Origin of the sequence: Aestuariivirga litoralis (assembly GCF_015714715.1) — a bacterium.
Classification (GTDB): domain Bacteria; phylum Pseudomonadota; class Alphaproteobacteria; order Rhizobiales; family Aestuariivirgaceae; genus Aestuariivirga; species Aestuariivirga litoralis_A.
This window is the reverse complement of the sequence record NZ_WAHS01000001.1, coordinates 898,640-915,927: the sequence shown is the minus strand read 5'-3', so window position 1 is coordinate 915,927 and position 17,288 is coordinate 898,640. Positions and strand designations below refer to the sequence as shown.

At 58.2% G+C, this 17,288-nt stretch carries 13 protein-coding genes; 8 read left to right on the top strand and 5 right to left on the bottom strand.

What is annotated here, in order from left to right:
• Positions 1–15 precede the first annotated feature (15 nt).
• The 4 genes from F8B91_RS04845 (at position 16) to gyrA (ending at position 4,747) form a co-directional block, all read left to right on the top strand.
• Positions 16–354 carry a hypothetical protein gene (locus tag F8B91_RS04845; RefSeq protein WP_196502568.1) on the top strand — a complete coding sequence of 113 codons (339 nt, stop codon included), beginning with the start codon at positions 16–18 and terminating at the stop codon, positions 352–354.
• A gap of 52 nt (positions 355–406) precedes the next feature.
• Positions 407–1,447: a DUF1176 domain-containing protein gene (locus F8B91_RS04840; RefSeq protein ID WP_196502567.1), complete on the top strand. Its 1,041-nt coding sequence runs from the start codon at positions 407–409 to the stop codon at positions 1,445–1,447.
• Between the two features lie 67 nt (positions 1,448–1,514).
• Positions 1,515–1,859, top strand: a complete 345-nt coding sequence (locus F8B91_RS04835) for a hypothetical protein (protein WP_196502566.1) — start codon at positions 1,515–1,517, stop codon at positions 1,857–1,859.
• 146 nt (positions 1,860–2,005) lie between these two features.
• Positions 2,006–4,747 carry a DNA gyrase subunit A gene (gyrA, locus tag F8B91_RS04830; RefSeq protein ID WP_196502565.1) on the top strand — a complete coding sequence of 914 codons (2,742 nt, stop codon included), beginning with the start codon at positions 2,006–2,008 and terminating at the stop codon, positions 4,745–4,747.
• A gap of 107 nt (positions 4,748–4,854) precedes the next feature.
• On the opposite strand, the gene F8B91_RS04825 is transcribed toward gyrA, so the two are convergent.
• Together F8B91_RS04825 and F8B91_RS04820 are read right to left on the bottom strand one after the other, a co-directional pair.
• A complete protein-coding gene (locus F8B91_RS04825; protein WP_196502564.1) occupies positions 4,855–5,937 on the bottom strand; it encodes a M48 family metallopeptidase in 1,083 nt (360 codons plus the stop codon).
• Positions 5,937–7,052, bottom strand: coding sequence for a YjgN family protein (locus F8B91_RS04820; protein WP_196502563.1), 1,116 nt, complete (start codon positions 7,050–7,052; stop codon positions 5,937–5,939). Before F8B91_RS04820 ends, F8B91_RS04825 begins: the two co-directional genes overlap by 1 nt.
• Positions 7,053–7,392: 340 nt before the next feature.
• Between F8B91_RS04820 and F8B91_RS04815 the strand changes: the two genes are divergently transcribed.
• Positions 7,393–8,181: a tetratricopeptide repeat protein gene (locus tag F8B91_RS04815; protein ID WP_196502562.1), complete on the top strand. Its 789-nt coding sequence runs from the start codon at positions 7,393–7,395 to the stop codon at positions 8,179–8,181.
• A gap of 64 nt (positions 8,182–8,245) precedes the next feature.
• Positions 8,246–8,965 carry a DUF502 domain-containing protein gene (locus F8B91_RS04810; RefSeq protein WP_196502561.1) on the top strand — a complete coding sequence of 240 codons (720 nt, stop codon included), beginning with the start codon at positions 8,246–8,248 and terminating at the stop codon, positions 8,963–8,965.
• Here F8B91_RS04810 and recG read toward each other — a convergent pair.
• Entirely contained in the window at positions 8,943–11,045 is a 2,103-nt protein-coding gene (recG, locus tag F8B91_RS04805; RefSeq protein WP_196502560.1) for an ATP-dependent DNA helicase RecG, read from the bottom strand. The genes F8B91_RS04810 and recG overlap by 23 nt on opposite strands.
• Positions 11,046–11,103: 58 nt before the next feature.
• Between recG and F8B91_RS04800 the strand changes: the two genes are divergently transcribed.
• Together F8B91_RS04800 and mfd are read left to right on the top strand one after the other, a co-directional pair.
• Entirely contained in the window at positions 11,104–11,373 is a 270-nt protein-coding gene (locus F8B91_RS04800) for a succinate dehydrogenase assembly factor 2 (protein WP_196502559.1), read from the top strand.
• Positions 11,373–14,849, top strand: coding sequence for a transcription-repair coupling factor (gene mfd / locus F8B91_RS04795; protein ID WP_196502558.1), 3,477 nt, complete (start codon positions 11,373–11,375; stop codon positions 14,847–14,849). The genes F8B91_RS04800 and mfd overlap by 1 nt, the downstream gene beginning before the upstream one ends.
• Here mfd and F8B91_RS04790 read toward each other — a convergent pair.
• Both F8B91_RS04790 and F8B91_RS04785 read right to left on the bottom strand, forming a co-directional pair.
• Complete coding sequence (locus tag F8B91_RS04790; RefSeq protein WP_246714963.1) at positions 14,846–15,475, bottom strand: DsbA family oxidoreductase; 630 nt, start codon at positions 15,473–15,475, stop codon at positions 14,846–14,848. The two genes, mfd and F8B91_RS04790, sit on opposite strands and share 4 nt — an antisense overlap.
• Positions 15,472–17,259 (bottom strand): extracellular solute-binding protein, encoded by a 1,788-nt coding sequence (locus F8B91_RS04785; RefSeq protein WP_196502556.1) that lies wholly within the window; start codon positions 17,257–17,259, stop codon positions 15,472–15,474. Before F8B91_RS04785 ends, F8B91_RS04790 begins: the two co-directional genes overlap by 4 nt.
• Positions 17,260–17,288: the final 29 nt, after the last annotated feature.

Genomic DNA, 17,288 nt, shown 5'->3' with positions numbered 1-17,288 from the left:
CGGAGAAACCGACAGATGAAGATCAAGACTGTTATCCTGGCCGCAAGCATGCTTGCCATGGCCTCCGGCCTGGCCTTCGCCAAGGCACCGCTGACAATCCGCGAAGCGATGAAGGGCACGTATAAGATTATCTCCGATGGCAATTTGGTGGCCACCATCACCATCTCGCCTGGCGGCAAGGTCACGGGCGTGCAGCCCAATGGAGACAAGGATGTAGGCCGCTGGCGCATCAGCCCTAATGACCGCTATTGCGTGACTTTCACCAAATGGCTGGGCCACCAGGAACGTTGTTCCGACATCACCATCGATGGCAGCGGCATTGTTCACGGCAACGGTTTCAGCGCCCACCGCTGACAGGGCATAAACGCTGTGCAATGATGCGGCCTTCTGATGGGAGGCCTCAACCATGCGTTTCAAACTAGCCGCTGCCGCAGCAATCCTGAGCCTGTCGCCCGCGCTGGCTGCGGATCCCTATCTGGATGACCGCAGCAATCCGGAAGCCTTGGTGCGTTCGCTCTACAGTGCCATCAACCTGCAGCAATATTCCCGTGCCTATACCTACTTCAGCGACCCCCCGGCCAAAGACTATGAGACCTACGCCAAGGGCTATGAAGACACAGCCCATGTCGATCTGCTGGTAGGCGACATTACGGGCGAGGGTGCTGCGGGTCATACATTCTCCAATGTGCCCATCGCCATCCGTGCCAAGGACAAGGCAGGCAAGATCAGCACCTTTGCCGGCTGCTATGTGGTCGTGGCCACCAATGCAGACCAGGACCCGCCTTACCAGCCCCTGCGCATCCAGAGCGCCAAGCTGAAACCCATCAAAGCCGATGATTTCGACCGCGTGAGCCTGCCCAAATGCGGCGACATCCCACCTGACGAAACCACCGTTGCAATCACCGTGGATGACGCCAAGGCCAAATTTGCCAGCGAAATGAAGGGCCGCTGCGACAAGACGGGCGACACACTGGCGGGCCTCAACGAGCCCGAACACGATACCATCACTTTTAAGGCCGAAGGCGAGACTGCCGACGATGCCCCGCGTAAGGCCGAGCTCTATCTCTTCAGCTGCCAGATGGCCGCCTACAACGAAAGCTTCGTGGCTTACCTTTCGGATGATGTAGAGGGCCTGCGCCGCATCAGCTTTGCCCAGCCACATCTTAAGCTGGTCTATGAGGGCGAGGGCGACCAGAAACTGAAATCACTGGCGGTGGACGGCTATCAATCCACCGACCAGCTGACCAACGCAGAATTTGATTCTAAAACCGGTGAAATCAGCGAATTTGCCAAATGGCGGGGCATCGGCGATGCATCCTCAAGTGGCACCTGGAAGTTTGTTGACGGCCAGTTTGTGCTGAAAACCTATGATGTGGACGCCACTTACGACGAAAACGAGAACCCCGTAGAGGTCATCAAGGACGGAAAACTTATCCTCAAACCGTAATTTTGCCCCATTTACATTCTTTGTGCGCTGCAACATAACCCCCAAATCACGATATTAGGATACTGAGATGCGCACGAAATCATTTCTCGCCTTGGCCTGCCTTGGGTTGGCTCTGTCTACCACCGCTGCTTCCGCTGATACTTTGGCCGCCAAAGAACTCCGCGCGCTGGCCCCAGGCCGCTACAACGTCGATATTATGGGCGGCATGATCTCGATGATCGTCACTCTCTATCCCAATGGCCGGATTGCAGGCGTGGCCAAGGGCCAGAAGGACAGCGGCACCTGGCAGGTGCGTGGCACCCAGATGTGCATCGCCTGGTCCAAATGGCTGGGTGGCAGCAACCATTGCTCAGCCCTTGATGACCAGGGCGACAAGCTGCGCGGTTCGAGCTTTACCATCAAGCATATCTGAGGTTTTTTAAGCCTCATTTTCCCGTGGAATTATGGGCAGCTTTCGTTGCTCCACCGGGCCGAAAAGTCTAGAAAAGAACCTCATTAGATCGAGTCGTTTTGGAGCACTCCAAAACGGCTCTTTCTGCATAGGTTTTCAGACTTTCAGTGACCGATAAAAACAACGACAAAGAGGGTTTGCCGCCCGCCAATCCGCACGAAATTTCCCCGATCACCATCGAAGAGGAAATGCGGAAATCCTATCTCGATTACGCCATGAGCGTGATCGTGTCGCGCGCGCTGCCAGACGTGCGTGACGGCCTGAAACCGGTGCACCGCCGCATCCTCTATGCGATGTATGAAGGTGGCCGCACGCCGGACAAGAAATACACCAAATCCGCCACCACAGTGGGCGACGTGATGGGCCGCTATCACCCGCATGGCGATAGCGCGATCTATGACGCTTTGGTGCGCATGGCGCAGGATTTCTCCATGCGCTTGCCGCTGATCGACGGGCAGGGTAATTTCGGCTCGATGGACGGCGATCCGCCCGCCGCTATGCGCTACACCGAAAGCCGCCTCGACAAGGCCGCCATGCCGCTGCTCGACGATATCGACAGCGATACGGTGGACTTCCAGCCCAATTATGATGGCGAGCGCCAGGAACCCACCATCCTTCCGGCCAAATACCCCAATCTGCTCGTCAACGGCGCAGGCGGCATCGCCGTCGGCATGGCCACCAACATGGCGCCGCATAATCTGGGCGAAGTGATCGACGCCACACTGGCGATGATGGATGAACCCGGCATTACGCTGGAAGATCTTCTGAACATCATTCCAGGCCCAGATTTCCCGACGGGCGGCATCATCCTGGGCCGCGCCGGCATCAAGTCGGCCTTCGGCACGGGCAGGGGCTCAATCGTGCTGCGCTCCAAAGTCGATGTGCAGGAAGTGCGCAAGGACAAGATGGCGCTGATCGTCACCGAAGTTCCCTACCAGGTGAACAAGGCGACGATGGTCGAAAAGATCGCAGACCTGATCCGCGACAAGACGATTGAGGGCATCACCGACATTCGCGACGAAAGCTCGCGCGAAGGTGTGCGCGTGGTGATCGAACTGCGCCGCGACGTGGAGCCGGAAATCATCCTGAACCAGCTGTGGCGCTTCTCCAGCCTGCAGACCACTTTCAGCGTCAACAACATTGCGCTCAGCCATGGGCGCCCCGAGCAGTTGAATCTGCAGGATCTGCTGAAGCAATTCATCGCTTTCCGCGAAACCGTTATTACACGCCGCACCAAGTTCCTGCTGCGCAAAGCCCGTGACCGCGCCCATGTCTTGGTAGGCCTCGCTATTGCGGTGGCCAATATCGACGAAGTGATCAAGCTGATCCGCGCGTCCAAAGATGCTGCCGAAGCCCGCACCGCCTTGATGGCGCGCGCCTGGCCGGCCAGCATGCTGGCCCCGCTGATCGCGCTGATCGCCGACCCGCGCCATACGCTGCGGGCCGATGGCACCTATGTGCTTTCCGACGAGCAGGCGCGTGCCATTCTCGATCTGCGCCTGCAGCGCCTCACGCAGCTAGGCCTTGGCGAAATTTCCGAAGAGCTTGAAAAGCTCGCCGTTGAGATCAAGGACTATCTCGATATCCTGTCATCGCGTGCGCGCGTGCAAGCAATTATTCGCGCCGAGCTGACGGATGTTAAAACCCATTTCGCCACACCACGCCGCACCCAGATCATCGAGAATGAGGGTGAGGTTGACGATGAAGACCTGATCCAGCGTGAAGACATGGTCGTCACCGTGTCGCATGCGGGCTATGTGAAGCGCGTGCCGCTCTCGGCCTACCGCGCCCAGCGCCGCGGCGGCAAGGGCAAGACCGGTGCGCAGGTGCGCGACGAAGACTTCATTACCAAGCTGTTCGTGGCCAATACCCACACGCCCATCCTGTTCTTCTCCTCGGCGGGTTTTGTGTACAAGCTCAAGACTTGGCGTCTGCCGGTGGGTAATCCACAGGCGCGCGGCAAGGCGCTGATCAACATGCTTCCGCTGGAAGCAGGTGAGCGCATCACCACCATCATGCCCATGCCCGAGGATGAAACCACCTGGGGGCAGCTGCAAATGATGTTCGCCACCAAATCGGGTGACGTGCGCCGCAACGAACTGGCCGATTTCCAGAGCATTAACCGCAATGGCAAGATCGCCATGAAGCTGGAAGATGGCGATGCCTTGATCGGCGTGGAAACCTGTTCCGATGCCGACGATATTCTGCTCACCACGGCGCAAGGCCAGTGCATCCGCTTTGCCGCCACCGAAGTGCGCGTCTTCCAGTCGCGCGGTTCAACCGGCGTGCGCGGCATCAAGCTGGATGGCGATGACAAAGTCATTTCGCTGTCGATCCTCAATCATATGGAAGCCACTTCCGATGAGCGCTCAGCCTTCCTGAAAAAGGCCCGCGCTTTGCTGGGTGAGAATGGCGATGCCGGGCCTCCGGATGAGGAAGAAGCAATGTCGGATGCTGTCACCTTGTCAGCTGAACGCTTTGCCGAAATGCAGGCGGCGGAACAGGTGATCCTGACCGTGTCTGCCAATGGCTATGGCAAGCGCACATCCTCGTTCGAATATCGCATCACCGGTCGTGGCGGCAAAGGCATCGTCGCCATGGCAGTGAATGACCGCAATGGTCCGCTGGTGGCTTCGTTCCCGATCGTTGAGCAGGATGAAATCATGCTGGTCACTGACGGTGGTCAGGTGATCCGGTGCCCGGTGCATGACATCAGGCGAGCCGGTCGTTCAACCCAGGGCGTGATCGTTATCAATACGGCGGATGACGAGCATGTAGTCTCGGTGGAATGCATCAATGAAGATGCAGAAGCAGCCGAGGCAGCAGCCAGCGAGAGCTCCAACCCATAATCAGTCATCCCGGCGAACGCCGGGACCCAGACTTTCAACAGTCGCGTAGTTTGACAGCCTGGGTCCCGACGTTCGTCGGGATGACGATAGTTGCTTTGGCGATTCAGCTAACCGCAAATCTTCTTCAACGCCTGCCATTCTTCCGGTGTGAGTGCGGGCTTTGCAACCACGCCTTCTGGCAGCGGCTTGATCTTGGCGATGCGTTCTTCCGTGCCTGGATGGGTGGAGAAGATGCTGCCCAAGGCTTTGAGCGCCGAGAATTGCGACGAGCTGCCGCCTTCCAGCTTCAGCAGCTTTTCAAAGAAGGTCTTGAACCCCATCGGGTCAATTTGGGATTTGACCAGCATGTCGCGCGCATAGGCATCGGCCTCTTCTTCTGCCGCACGCGAATGGCGCAGCACCGTGGCAATGAAAATCGCATTGCTGGACATGTTGCCGCCATTTGTGCCGCTGAAGGTGCTCGACAGAATCTGCACGCCGGCCAAGCGCACCATCTGCGCTTCCGGATGCAGATGCGCCACATGGCCAATTTCGTGGGCCAGCACGCCGGCCAGTTCCTCCGGCCGGTCCGCCGCATCAAGCAGCTGCTTGGTCACGATGATATGCCCGCCATTGACGGCAAAGGCATTGAGCATACCGAGATCATAAACATGCACCGAGACCGGCGGCATATCCGGCACACCTTCGGCCAGATTGGCCAGAAGCTGCCCGATGGCGCGATCCCCGGCGGTCGTGCTGCAAGCCACTTTGCCGCCCGCCATGGCTTTTTCCATTTCAATGCCGGTGCTCTGTCGCCAGCTTTGCGGCATCGCACGGGCGATTGGAGCGGGCAGAACCGAAACCGCAATCCAACCGAGCAGAACGAACACCGCAATGCCGCCCAAGGTCCAGCCCAGCAGCTGTGTAATATCCTTGCGGGTGTAGCCACCATGCAAATGCCGCGAGCGCGCCGTAAGCTGCGTGATGAAATCTTGATCACGGATGATCAGCCGCGCACCGGGCGCGCCCTCATGCGTGAGCCTATAAGGCTGGCCGGGGCTGGGCGGGTCAATCGCATGCAGGCCCGCGATGGTCCAACTCACCTGCGCCACATCAGCGCCAGAGAATGTCAGCTGCTGGCCATCTTCGGAGACATGAACCTCATGGCTCTTGGCCGATTGGCCATCGAAATAGGTGGCAGAAACAGCCATCACCAGGCGCCCACGTCAAAGGCGTCAGCCAGACCCTCGCCACGCTTCGGTACGGCCAGGCTGGATTGGCGGATACGCTCGACTTCAATTGCACCTTCCAGTTTCAAACGGCTGGCCATGTATCGGAAATTGCGCTGCAGGATGAAAGGCCAGAACGTGCCCAGCGTGAAAATCAGGATAAGGAAGTTCACCACCGTCAGCCCGATCAGGCTGCCCGCCGTCGCGTTGAGTTTGAACTGCGCGCCGTCAAAGCGCGTATATTCTGCAAAAGTGCGGATCTGCTTTGCCCAATAGATCGACCAGATCGCTGGAAAAATCACCATGTAGCACAGGAAGGCCAGCGCGAAGAACACAATGCCGATGCCCAGCATGGCGAAATCTTTCTGGCTGCTGGTGCCGTCAATCGTTGAATAGATCCCGGCGAGAATGCCACCGATCACCGCAATCGAAACAAACAGGATGACGGCGAATAGGAACCAGCACAACGCATAAGCTGGATAAAGCGGTCCTGCGGGCCCCTTGAATTTGAAGGCCGCATCACCGAAGCGCATATCATTGGTGATGTGTTCCTGCAGCACGGTGTTCATCACCGGCGTGGCCCAGCCCAGGCTGGCGCCCTTGGCCACCATCGAGCCAAAATAGAGCAGGCTGTAGGTCATGGCGGAACCCGCCAGGTTGCCTCTGATTCCTCGCCATAGAGTGCGGCTCAGCTGGTAACGCCTTGCCTTGTAGATCGCAAATCCGATCATGCTGTAGACGAAAATGCCGAAAATGGCGCTGGCGGCGGCAGCGGCCGGGCTTTCATCGCCATAGGCGATATGAAGCCCTGTGGTCAGCAACAGAAAAGGCAGGATGATCAGCCCGAACACAAATAGGAAGCCCCTGAACAGCTCGGCGCCTGTGCCGGTATATTCCAGCGGTTCGCCATTGATGTGAATGCAGCTCCAGATATGGCGCCGCGCATTGGTCTTGCCCCAGAAACGGTAGATCGAAAGCGTCAGAATATTGAAAACCAGGTTGATCAGGGTGATCTTCAGGAGGCCAGGCCGGGACACATAGGAAAAGGTCAATTGCTCAGCCGGGGCCTGCGGGGGGAGGGTTTCACTGTCGCTCATGCCGCCCTTGTGCCATGAAAGGTTGCGCTGCAAAAGGCCCGATAGAGCCTAGCTGTGGCCGCCGCGCAACAGATGAACTAAATCTCATTTCCGGCGCAACGGAACCGCAATTCACCCCCGTCGCGCCCAAATTGCGCCTCAGCCTCTCATCACAATTGGGTAATGAAGTTAGTCTTTTATCCTGCCCGGACGGGGGCCTCGGGTTGAGTAAAAATTGATGGGTTGCACTTCGGGCAGACATTTGGGGGCGTATGGCAGCGCCGTTTTCGCCCTGTTGATGCTTTTCCAGTCCTGCCTTGTGACAGCGGCAAGGGCCGAAGGCGGCTTTTTTGGCAACCTCATGGGCATGTTTGGCGATACGCCTGAGATCAAACTTCCCCGCCCTGACATCCATCTTCCCCGCCTCGACATCGTGCCCTTCTGGACGGATGAGCTGAAAGCCGGCCGCGCCGCCTATGGTCGCGGCGATTATGGCCGCGCCCGCAAACTGTTTCTCAAAAGCTCCGACGATGGAAACATGGTGGCCGATTGGTATCTGGGCCACATGTACCGGCTGGGCCATGGTGTGCCAGTGGACCCGGCAGCCGCCTATTCGTACTTCTCCCGCGTGGCCGATCAGTTTTCATCCGACGAGCAAGACCCGTTCCGTCTGCGCATCGAAGTCGACGCCAAAATTCGTGCGGCGGATTACCTGCGCCTCGGCATTCCGTCCGCCAAGTTGAGGGCCAACCCGCAAGAGGCAGCGCGCACCTATCTGCAGATGGCCACCAGCTTCGGCCATCCGCGCGCCTTTTATGCACTGGGCGTCATGAGCATAGAAGGCGACGGCATGCGCCAGAACCCCACGCAAGGGTTGAAATGGTTGAATGCCGCCATCCGCAAACACTCAGCCGAAGCGGCCGCCTATATGGGCGAGTTGTGTGCGAAGGGGGGAGTGGTGCCGCAGGATGATCTGAAGGCCCTCACCTGGTACATCGTAGCCGCAGGTGCGGCCCGCCAGGACGAAGACCCCGGAATTTACGACCGTCTGAATGATTTGAAATTCGCCGCCTCGCAGGAAACGCGCCTTGAAGCCGAAGCACGTGCGCGCGTGTGGAATGAACAGAATCCCGGCAATCCCAATCAATGAAGCCTGACGCGCCAGAGTCAAAGTGCCGCTTGCAATGGCGGGGGCTGGATGCCATTTCTTTTCGATGACAAAGCCTGAAACATCCATTCCACCACGGCCAGCTACCGCCAGCATTTCACGCTTGCGCCGCTATTTCTTCACCGGCCTTGTCATCATTGCGCCCGCCGCGATCACCATTTGGGCCACGCTGTGGTTCATTGAACGCTTTGACAACATCGTTAAGCCGCTGGTTCCACAAGCGTATAATCCAGACACCTATCTGCCTTTCAAGGTGCCAGGTTTCGGCTTGGTGGTGAGTATTGCTGTCATTACGCTGGTCGGTTTTCTGGCCGCCAATCTGGTGGGCCGCACGCTGCTTCGCCTGTGGGACAAGATGCTGAACTCCACGCCGGTTGTGCGCTCGCTCTACAAGGGCTCAAAGCAGATTTTCGAAACATTGTTTTCAGATTCCGGCGCATCATTCCGTCAGGTCTGCCTGGTGGAATGGCCTCGCAAGGGTGCCTGGTCCCCCGCCTTCATCTCGCGTGAAGTCGATGGCGCAGAAGTGGGGCTGGAAGCCGGGCGGAAGATGTATGCGCTTTATGTTTCAACCACGCCGAACCCGACTTCCGGCTACGTCTTCTTTGCCGATCAGAGCGACGTGAAGATTCTCGACATGAGCGTTGAAGACGGCCTGAAGCTGGTCATTTCCATGGGCATCATTTTTCCGGATGGAAAGTCACAGGTGGCTGCGGGAGCAACACCTCCGGTGAAGCGCAAGCTTAGCCGGAAGACAAAAGCCTGATCGCTTCGTCACGCTCGAAAAGATAGAGCAGGTGACGCAGCGCTTCGCCACGAGCGGAAGAGAGCTGCGGGTCGCGCCGCAGGATCAGTGTGGCATCATCGCGTGCGGCGGCCAGCAATTCTCCGTGCACGGATAAATCAGCGATCCTGAACATTGGCACACCTGATTGCGCCGTGCCCAGCACTTCACCAGCACCCCGCAGCCGCAAATCTTCTTCGGCAATCCGGAAACCGTCTTCCGTGTCACGCATAATGGAGAGTCGCTGTTTGGCCACTTCGCCCAGGGGTTCCTGATATAGCAGGATGCAAGTGGACTTCGCTGCACCACGGCCCACCCGTCCGCGCAATTGATGGAGCTGTGCCAACCCGAAGCGCTCAGCATTCTCGATCACCATGATGGCCGCTTCCGGCACATCCACCCCCACTTCGATCACGGTGGTCGCCACCAGAACTGTAAGCGCGCCGGACTTGAAATCCGCCATCACCTTGTCTTTCTCAGGCCCTTTCAGCCGCCCATGCACCAGCCCAACTTGCCCCGGAAAGGCGGCATTCAAATCGGCAAAGCGGTTCTCTGCCGCGACCAGATCAAGCTCTTCGCTTTCCTCCACCAAAGGGCACACCCAATAGGCCCGCACGCCTTGGCCCAGGCTGCGCCGGATGCCCGCCACGATCTCTTCCATCCGCGAAAGCGGCATCACCCGCGTATCCACTGGCAAGCGGCCAGCAGGCTTCTCCGTGAGCTTGGACACATCCATGTCACCATAAAGTGTGAGCGACAGGGTACGCGGGATCGGTGTTGCGGTCATCACCAGCAGATCGGTGCCCAGATGCGATTTATCCTGCAACGCCAGGCGCTGGTGAACACCAAAGCGGTGCTGCTCATCAATCACCACCAGACCTAAATCACGATAAGTCACATCCTCCTGAAACAGCGCATGCGTGCCGATCAGAATATCAATCTGCCCCGCGGCCAGTGCGTCAAGCAATTCAGTACGGGCTTTTCCCTTTTCGCGGCCGGTCAGCACGGCGACACGCAAGCCGGTCCCCTCGGTAAGCCGCGCGAACGAAACCACATGCTGCCGCGCCAGAATTTCAGTGGGCACCATGAACGCACCTTGCGCACCCGACTCCACCGCCGCCACCAGAGCCAGCAGAGCCACGACTGTTTTGCCCGCGCCCACATCGCCCTGCAGCAAGCGGATCATCCGCTGCTCGGAAGCCATGTCTTTGAGGATTCCATCTGTCGCATGAACCTGCGAGGCTGTAAGCGCATAGGGCAGGGCCGCGATGATCTTGGCACGTAACGCACCCGCGCCTGAAAGCTGCCTCCCGCTCTCGCGCTTCATCTGGTTGCGCACCAATGACAACGCGAGCTGATTTGCCAGCAACTCGTCATAGGCGAGACGGTCACGGTTTGGATTTGCCACACCAACACTTGCAATCGCGGGCCGATGTTCGGCATCTAGAGCCGTATTGAACGCTTGCCATTTGTTTTGCGTCAGCCACGCTGCATCCTGCCATTCGGGCATGGCGGGGAGTTTCTCCAAGGCCGCACCAACCGCCTTGTGAAAAATCTTCCCCGTCAGCCCTGCCGTGAGGGGATAAACCGGTTCGATCTCCGGCATCAAAGCCAACTCATCCGGCCGAACCACATAATCTGGGTGGCTCATCTGCGCTTCAGTGCCAAACCATTTGATCTCACCCGAAATGTAACGCTCCTCACCCACAGGGAAATTGCGCGCCAGGTGATCAGCAAAGCTGGAAAAAAACACCAGGCTCATATGGCCCGTGTCATCGAAGACATCGATCTTGTACGGCAGCCTTGTGCCGCGCGGCGGCGGCTTGTGCTTGCCCACAGTCACTTTCAAAGTTGCAATACCTTGGGTGGGAAGCTGCGACACCGTGCAACGGAAGCGCCGGTCAATCACGTGTGAAGGCAGATGGAACAGCACATCGATCAGCCGTGTTGACGCATTCTCATCGCCGCGCAACAACTTCCCGAAGAGTTTTCCCAGCTTTGCACCAATGCCTTTGGCACTAGTCACATCGGCAAACAACGGGTTGAGAAGAGCAGGGCGCATGACAGCATTTTGCCCTGAAAATGTTGCGATGCAAGGACAAGGTGATTAAGAGACGCGCATGACGAAAACCGACCTTGATCTGATCCGCAAGCGCTTGCTCTGGCGTGCGATGCATCGCGGCATCAAGGAGATGGATATTCTCGTCGGCGGCTATGCCGCGCAGCATTTGCCCATCATGAATGCCGCCGATCTGCAGAAGTTCGAAGTGCTACTCGAGATTCCGGATCAGGATCTTTTAAGCTGGGCCACGAAGCAGGAAACAGTGCCGGCGGAATTCAGTTCACCCATGTTGGATGGCATCTTGTCCTTCAGGCCGGAAACCTTCTGATGCAACTGCCTGCGGGATTGAAAGAGCGGCTGGCGCGGCCCGGCAAAACCATTCTCTCGGGCCTGCTCGAAGGCCAGGACGCGATGTTGCTGCCTGCCATGGTGCAGGAGGCGGGCAACCGTGGCTTCGTCTATGTCTGTCGCGATGATGCGCATCTGGCCACGCTGGAAGAACAGCTCGGCTATTTTGCCCCCGAACTTGAGGCCCTGCGCTTCCCCGCCTGGGATTGCCTGCCTTACGACCGCGTCTCGCCCTCCGCCGATATTCTGGCGCGCAGATTGGCCACCTTGGCCACGCTCTCACACGGGCTGAAAACGCCAACGCTTCTGCTCACCACAGTGAATGCTGTGCTGCAGCGCGTGCTGCCGAAAGTACAGATGAGCAAGGCAGCCTTCCTCGCCAAGCCGGGCATGAGCATCCCGGTGGAAAAGTTACAGGTCTTCCTCAGCGACAATGGTTATTCACGCGTTGGCACGGTGGTGGAGTCAGGTGACTTCGCCGTGCGCGGCGGCCTGATCGATCTGTTCCCACCCGGCGCCGACGCACCCGTTCGCTTGGACTTCTTCGGCGACACGCTGGAGTCGATCCGCAGCTTTGATCCGCAGTCGCAACGTTCCACCCATCAGCTCAAGGAATTGAGCCTCAACCCAGCCAATGAAGTGCTGCTGACGCAAAGCGCCATCGCCGGATTCCGCAGCGCTTACTCGCAAGCTTTCGGCGGGCTTGATCTCAATGATCCGCTCTATGAAAGCATCACCAATGGCCGGCGCTATCAGGGCATGGAACATTGGCTGCCGCTGTTCCAGCCAGCACTTGTCACACTGTTTGATTATGTACCGGAAGCTGTCTGGTGTCTTTCCAACGAGGTTCCCGCCAGCATGCAGGCGCGCCATGAACAGGTGGCGGAATATTACGATGCCCGCAAGGAAGCTCTGAGCCAGCAAAGCTTCGGTGCAGCACCTTACAAGCCCTTGCCGCCGGAGCGCCTCTATCTGAGCGCCAGAGAATGGGACCAGATCACCGCTGATGTGACACTGCTTGAGCAATCGCCGTTTGAGCATCCCTCAGCACTTGCGGTTTCCTTCGCGGGCCGGCAGGGCCGCAACTTCGCTGCTGAGCGCAGCGCCGGGCAGGGCCAGGTCTATGATGCCGTTCGTCAGCATACGGAGGATCTGCGCAAGGCCGGCACCCGCACGCTTATTGCTTGCTGGTCGGAAGGTTCGGCCGACCGTCTGTCCACCATCCTGAAGGACCATGATCTCGCACCTCTGGCCGTGGTGAAATCCTGGGCCGATGCGCTCAAGATGGAAACGGCGATCTGCGGCCTCATCGTGCTGCCGCTGGAGCAGGGCTTTGAAGCGCCCGGACTCGCCATCATTTCCGAACAGGATGTGCTGGGTGACAGACTTGTGCGCCGCGCCCGCAAGGCCAAGAAGGCGGCAGATTTCCTGTCGGAGCTCGCCTCGCTGTCGCTCGGCGATCTGATGGTCCATGTCGATCACGGCATTGGCCGCTTCGAGGGCCTGAAAACCATTGAGGTGCAAGGCGCGCCGCATGATTGTCTGCTGCTCACCTATGCCGACAATGCCCGTCTGTTTCTGCCAGTGGAAAACATCGAGCTGCTGTCGCGCTATGGGTCGGAAACCGAAGGCGTGCAGCTTGACCGCCTCGGCGGCGGCGCCTGGCAGGCCAAAAAGGCCAAGCTCAAGCAACGCATCCGCGAAATCGCTGGTGACCTGATCAAGACCGCCGCCGCCCGCGAATTGAAACCGGGCGATGTGCTGGCCCCGGTTGAAGGCGCCTTCGATGAATTCTGTGCGCGCTTTCCTTACGAGGAAACCGAAGACCAGCTCACCGCGATTGAAGCCGTATTGGAAGATTTGCAGCGCGGCCGCCCGATGGACCGGTTGATTTGCGGGGACGTCGGTTTCGGCAAAACCGAAGTGGCTTTGCGCGCCGCGTTCGTTGCAGCTTATGCCGGCAAGCAAGTCGCCGTGGTGGTGCCAACGACACTTCTGGCGCGCCAGCATTTCCGCACCTTCACCGAGCGCTTCAAAGGCCTGCCGCTGCGCATAGCGCAAGCCTCGCGCCTCGTGCCGCGCAAGGAACTGGAGCAGACCAGGAAGGATCTGGCCGAGGGCAATGTGGATATCGTGGTCGGCACACATGCGATCCTCGCCGAAAGTGTGAAATTCCGTGATCTCGGCCTGATGATCATCGACGAAGAACAGCATTTCGGCGTGAAGCATAAAGAACGCCTGAAGCAGATGCGCGCCAATGTGCATGTGTTGACGCTGTCGGCAACGCCGATTCCGCGCACCTTGCAGCTCGCGCTGTCTGGCCTGCGTGAAATGTCGCTGATCACCACGCCGCCGCTCGACCGCCTGGCCGTGCGTACTTACATCGCACCCTTTGATCCGATCATCATCCGCGAGCATTTGCTGCGTGAGCATTTCCGCGGCGGCCAAAGCTTCTATGTGGTGCCGCGCATTTCTGATCTGGATGAAGTGTCAGCTTTCCTGCGCGAAGCCGTGCCGGAGGTAAAATTCCGTACCGCTCATGGCCGCATGCCGCCCACCGAACTCGAAGACATCATGACCGGATTCTATGACCGCGCTTTTGACGTGCTGCTCTCGACCACAATTGTCGAATCAGGTCTCGATATTTCGACAGCCAATACAATGGTGATTCACCGCGCGGATATGTTCGGCCTGGCGCAGCTCTACCAATTGCGTGGGCGCGTGGGCCGCTCGAAGCAGCGTGCTTACGCATTGCTGACTACTGCAGCCAAGAAGCAACTGACCGCCACGGCAGAGCGCCGCCTGAAAGTCCTGCAATCGCTTGATTCACTCGGCGCAGGCTTCAATCTGGCTTCGCATGATCTCGATATCCGTGGTGCGGGCAATCTGCTGGGCGAGGAACAACACGGCAATATCCGCGAAGTGGGCTTCGAGCTTTATCAGAACATGCTTGAGGAGGCAGTGGCCGCCATGCGCTCCGGCGCAGACGAGAGCATGGACGAGGGACAGTGGTCGCCCTCGATCAATATCGGCACATCTGTGCTGATCCCCGAAAGTTATGTCACTGACTTGCAAGTGCGCCTCGGCCTCTATCGCCGCCTCGCCGATTTCGCTGAGCAGGAAGACCTCGACGCCTTCGCTGCAGAATTGCATGACCGCTTCGGCAAAAAGCCGGACGAAGTGGACCATCTGCTGGAAATCGTCTCGATCAAATTGCTGTGCCGCAAGGCCAATGTGGAAAAGGTTGATGCCGGGCCGAAGGGCGCAACCGTCACCTTCCGCAAGGGCATCTTCGCCAATCCGTCTGCCCTGGTCACGTGGATTGCGGGGCAGGGCACGCTGGCCAAGCTACGCCCGGATATGAGCCTCGTTCTGCTCCGCGAATGGGTAAACGCTGCCCAGCGCCTGAAGGGCACGCGGCAGCTGCTGCAAAATCTGGTGAAGCTGGCGGCTTAGGCTTCGGCGGCGGCGCGGCGGATTGAATCGGCAAGCACCGCAACGTCCTGCGCGCCCGAAATTCCGTATTTCTGGTTGATGATGAAAGTCGGCACGCCTTGCACGCCGATATTATAGGCCTGCTGCACTTCCGCCATCACTTCGGCTGCATCTTTGTTGGATTTAAGCAACCGCTCCACTTCCGCGCCATCCATGCCTTGTGACTTCGCCACATCGACCAGCACGGCAACATCGCCCACATCGCGGCCGTCCCGCCAATAGGCACAGAACAGCGCCTCGACGACTTCCATCTGCTTGCCAGCCTGCTTGGCCCAGCGGATTAGGCGGTGGGCATCCATCGTGTTGGGCGTGCGGGTGATCTTGTCGAACTGATAGGGCACACCATCCTTGGCACCCGCATCTTCCAGCGGCTTGTGCATGGCCTTGAGGTCGCGGTTGCCGAACTTGTCCTTCATGTATTTTTCGCGGTCCAACCCATCGACAGGAATGGTTGGATCAAGAAAGAACGGCCGGAACGACACTTCAGTCTCGAGTTCAGGAAGGGACGCCAAGGCTTTGTCCAGCCTGCGTTTTCCTAGAAAACACCAGGGGCAGATCACATCCGAGACAACATCAATCCTGATCATTTCTGATACCATAAAGTAGTGGCCTCAAAGCCGGGCAACGGCTGTTTGTCGGGTGGGTTTGAGCCGATATATTTCCACCTTCCCACCCATTGATCAGACGTGAAGAACGGCACGATATAAAAGCCCGCCACCAGCAGCCGGTCTTCCAGGCGCACGGCAGCTTGGAAATCTTCCTGCGAAGTGGCATGCAGCATCGCGTCAATGGCATGGTCAATCGCCGGGTCAGCAATGCCTGGATAATTGCGCGTGCCCGTCGTGTCACGGCCCAGTGAGGCGAAATACAAAGTCTGCTCATTGCCGGGCGATAGTGAATTGTACCAAGTGGCGGGGATCATGTCGTAGTCATAGCTGGTCTGCAGCTGCTTGAACTGCGTATCATCCACCCGCTTCACCTCAGCCTTGATGCCGATCAACTGCAATGTCCGTTGATAATGCAAAGCCAGTTTCTCGTGGTCCGGGCTTTGCACCACGATGGTGAAGGCGAAGGGTTCGCCCTTGTCATTCACCAGCCCATTGCCGCCGATTTTCCAGCCAGCCTCGGCCAGAAGATCAACCGCTTTGCGCAGCACCTTGCGGTCATGGCCAGAACCATCAGTAACGGGCAGCTTGTAGCTGCCATCCAGCATGTCGGCGCGAAGTTTGGCCTTGCCGTCGCCCAGTATAGCCAACTCCGCCGCATCGGCGGGCTTCCCCGCCGAGGACAATTCGCTGCCGGAATAATAACCGTAAATGCGCTTATCCAGCTTGTTAAGCAGATTGGCATTGGCCCATTCGAAATCGAAGGCCATTGTCAAAGCCTCACGCACTTTCTGGTCAGCAAAAAGCGGGCGGCGCGTATTGAAAGCAAAGCCGGAGGCCGGTGCTGGCGTCTTGCCGAAATAAGTCTCGATCTTCACATCGCCATTTTGGGCAGCCGGGAAATCATAACCCGTGGCCCAGCGAATGGGATCATTCTCGATACGAATATCCGCCTCGCCCTTCTTGAAGGCTTCAAACGCGGTATTGGCATCCTTGTAATAATCAAAGCGCAGTGTATCAAAATTCCACAGGCCTTTATTGATGGCAAGGTTCTTGCCCCAATAAGCGGGATTTTTCTTGAAGGTCACACTGTCGCCGGCGCGAATGTCGCCAAACATATAGGGCCCGGACCCCACCATCGCATCAAGCGACGACACTTCGAAATCCTTGTCCTTCCACGCCGCTTTGGGCAGCACCGGCATCAGGCCGATGATCATCGGCAATTCCCGGTCGCCCTTGTCCTGGTGGAAAGTGATCGTGTGATCATCCGGCACTTCGATCTTGCTGATCTTGCCGTAATTATTCTTGAAGTTGGGCCGCCCATGATCGCGCAAAGTCTCCAGCGAGAATTGCACATCGGCGGCTGTCACCGGTGTTCCGTCGGAGAATTTGGCCTCCGGCCTGATCTTGAATGTAAATGTCTGCCGGTCATCCGACACGTCAATGCTTTCGGCGAGCAAGCCATAGAGCGAGAAAGGCTCGCCCCAATTGCGGCCCATCAGGCTTTCAAACACATAGGTTCTCGCACCTTGCGCGGCATTGCCCTTGACGATGAAGGGATTGAGGCTGTCAAACGTGCCCACCAGGGCCTGTCGCAATGTACCGCCCTGCGGCGCATCCGGATTGGCATAGGGCAGGCTCTTGAAGTCCGCCGCCAAAGCAGGCTCCCCATGCATGGCGATGCCGGTTTTGGGTTCGGCGGAACCCGCCGAAATCCAGAGCGGCAAAAATATTACAGAAAGGATAGAAAGCCGAATCTTGTTCATGTTCTATATCCTAGTGCTGCGGGGCGCCG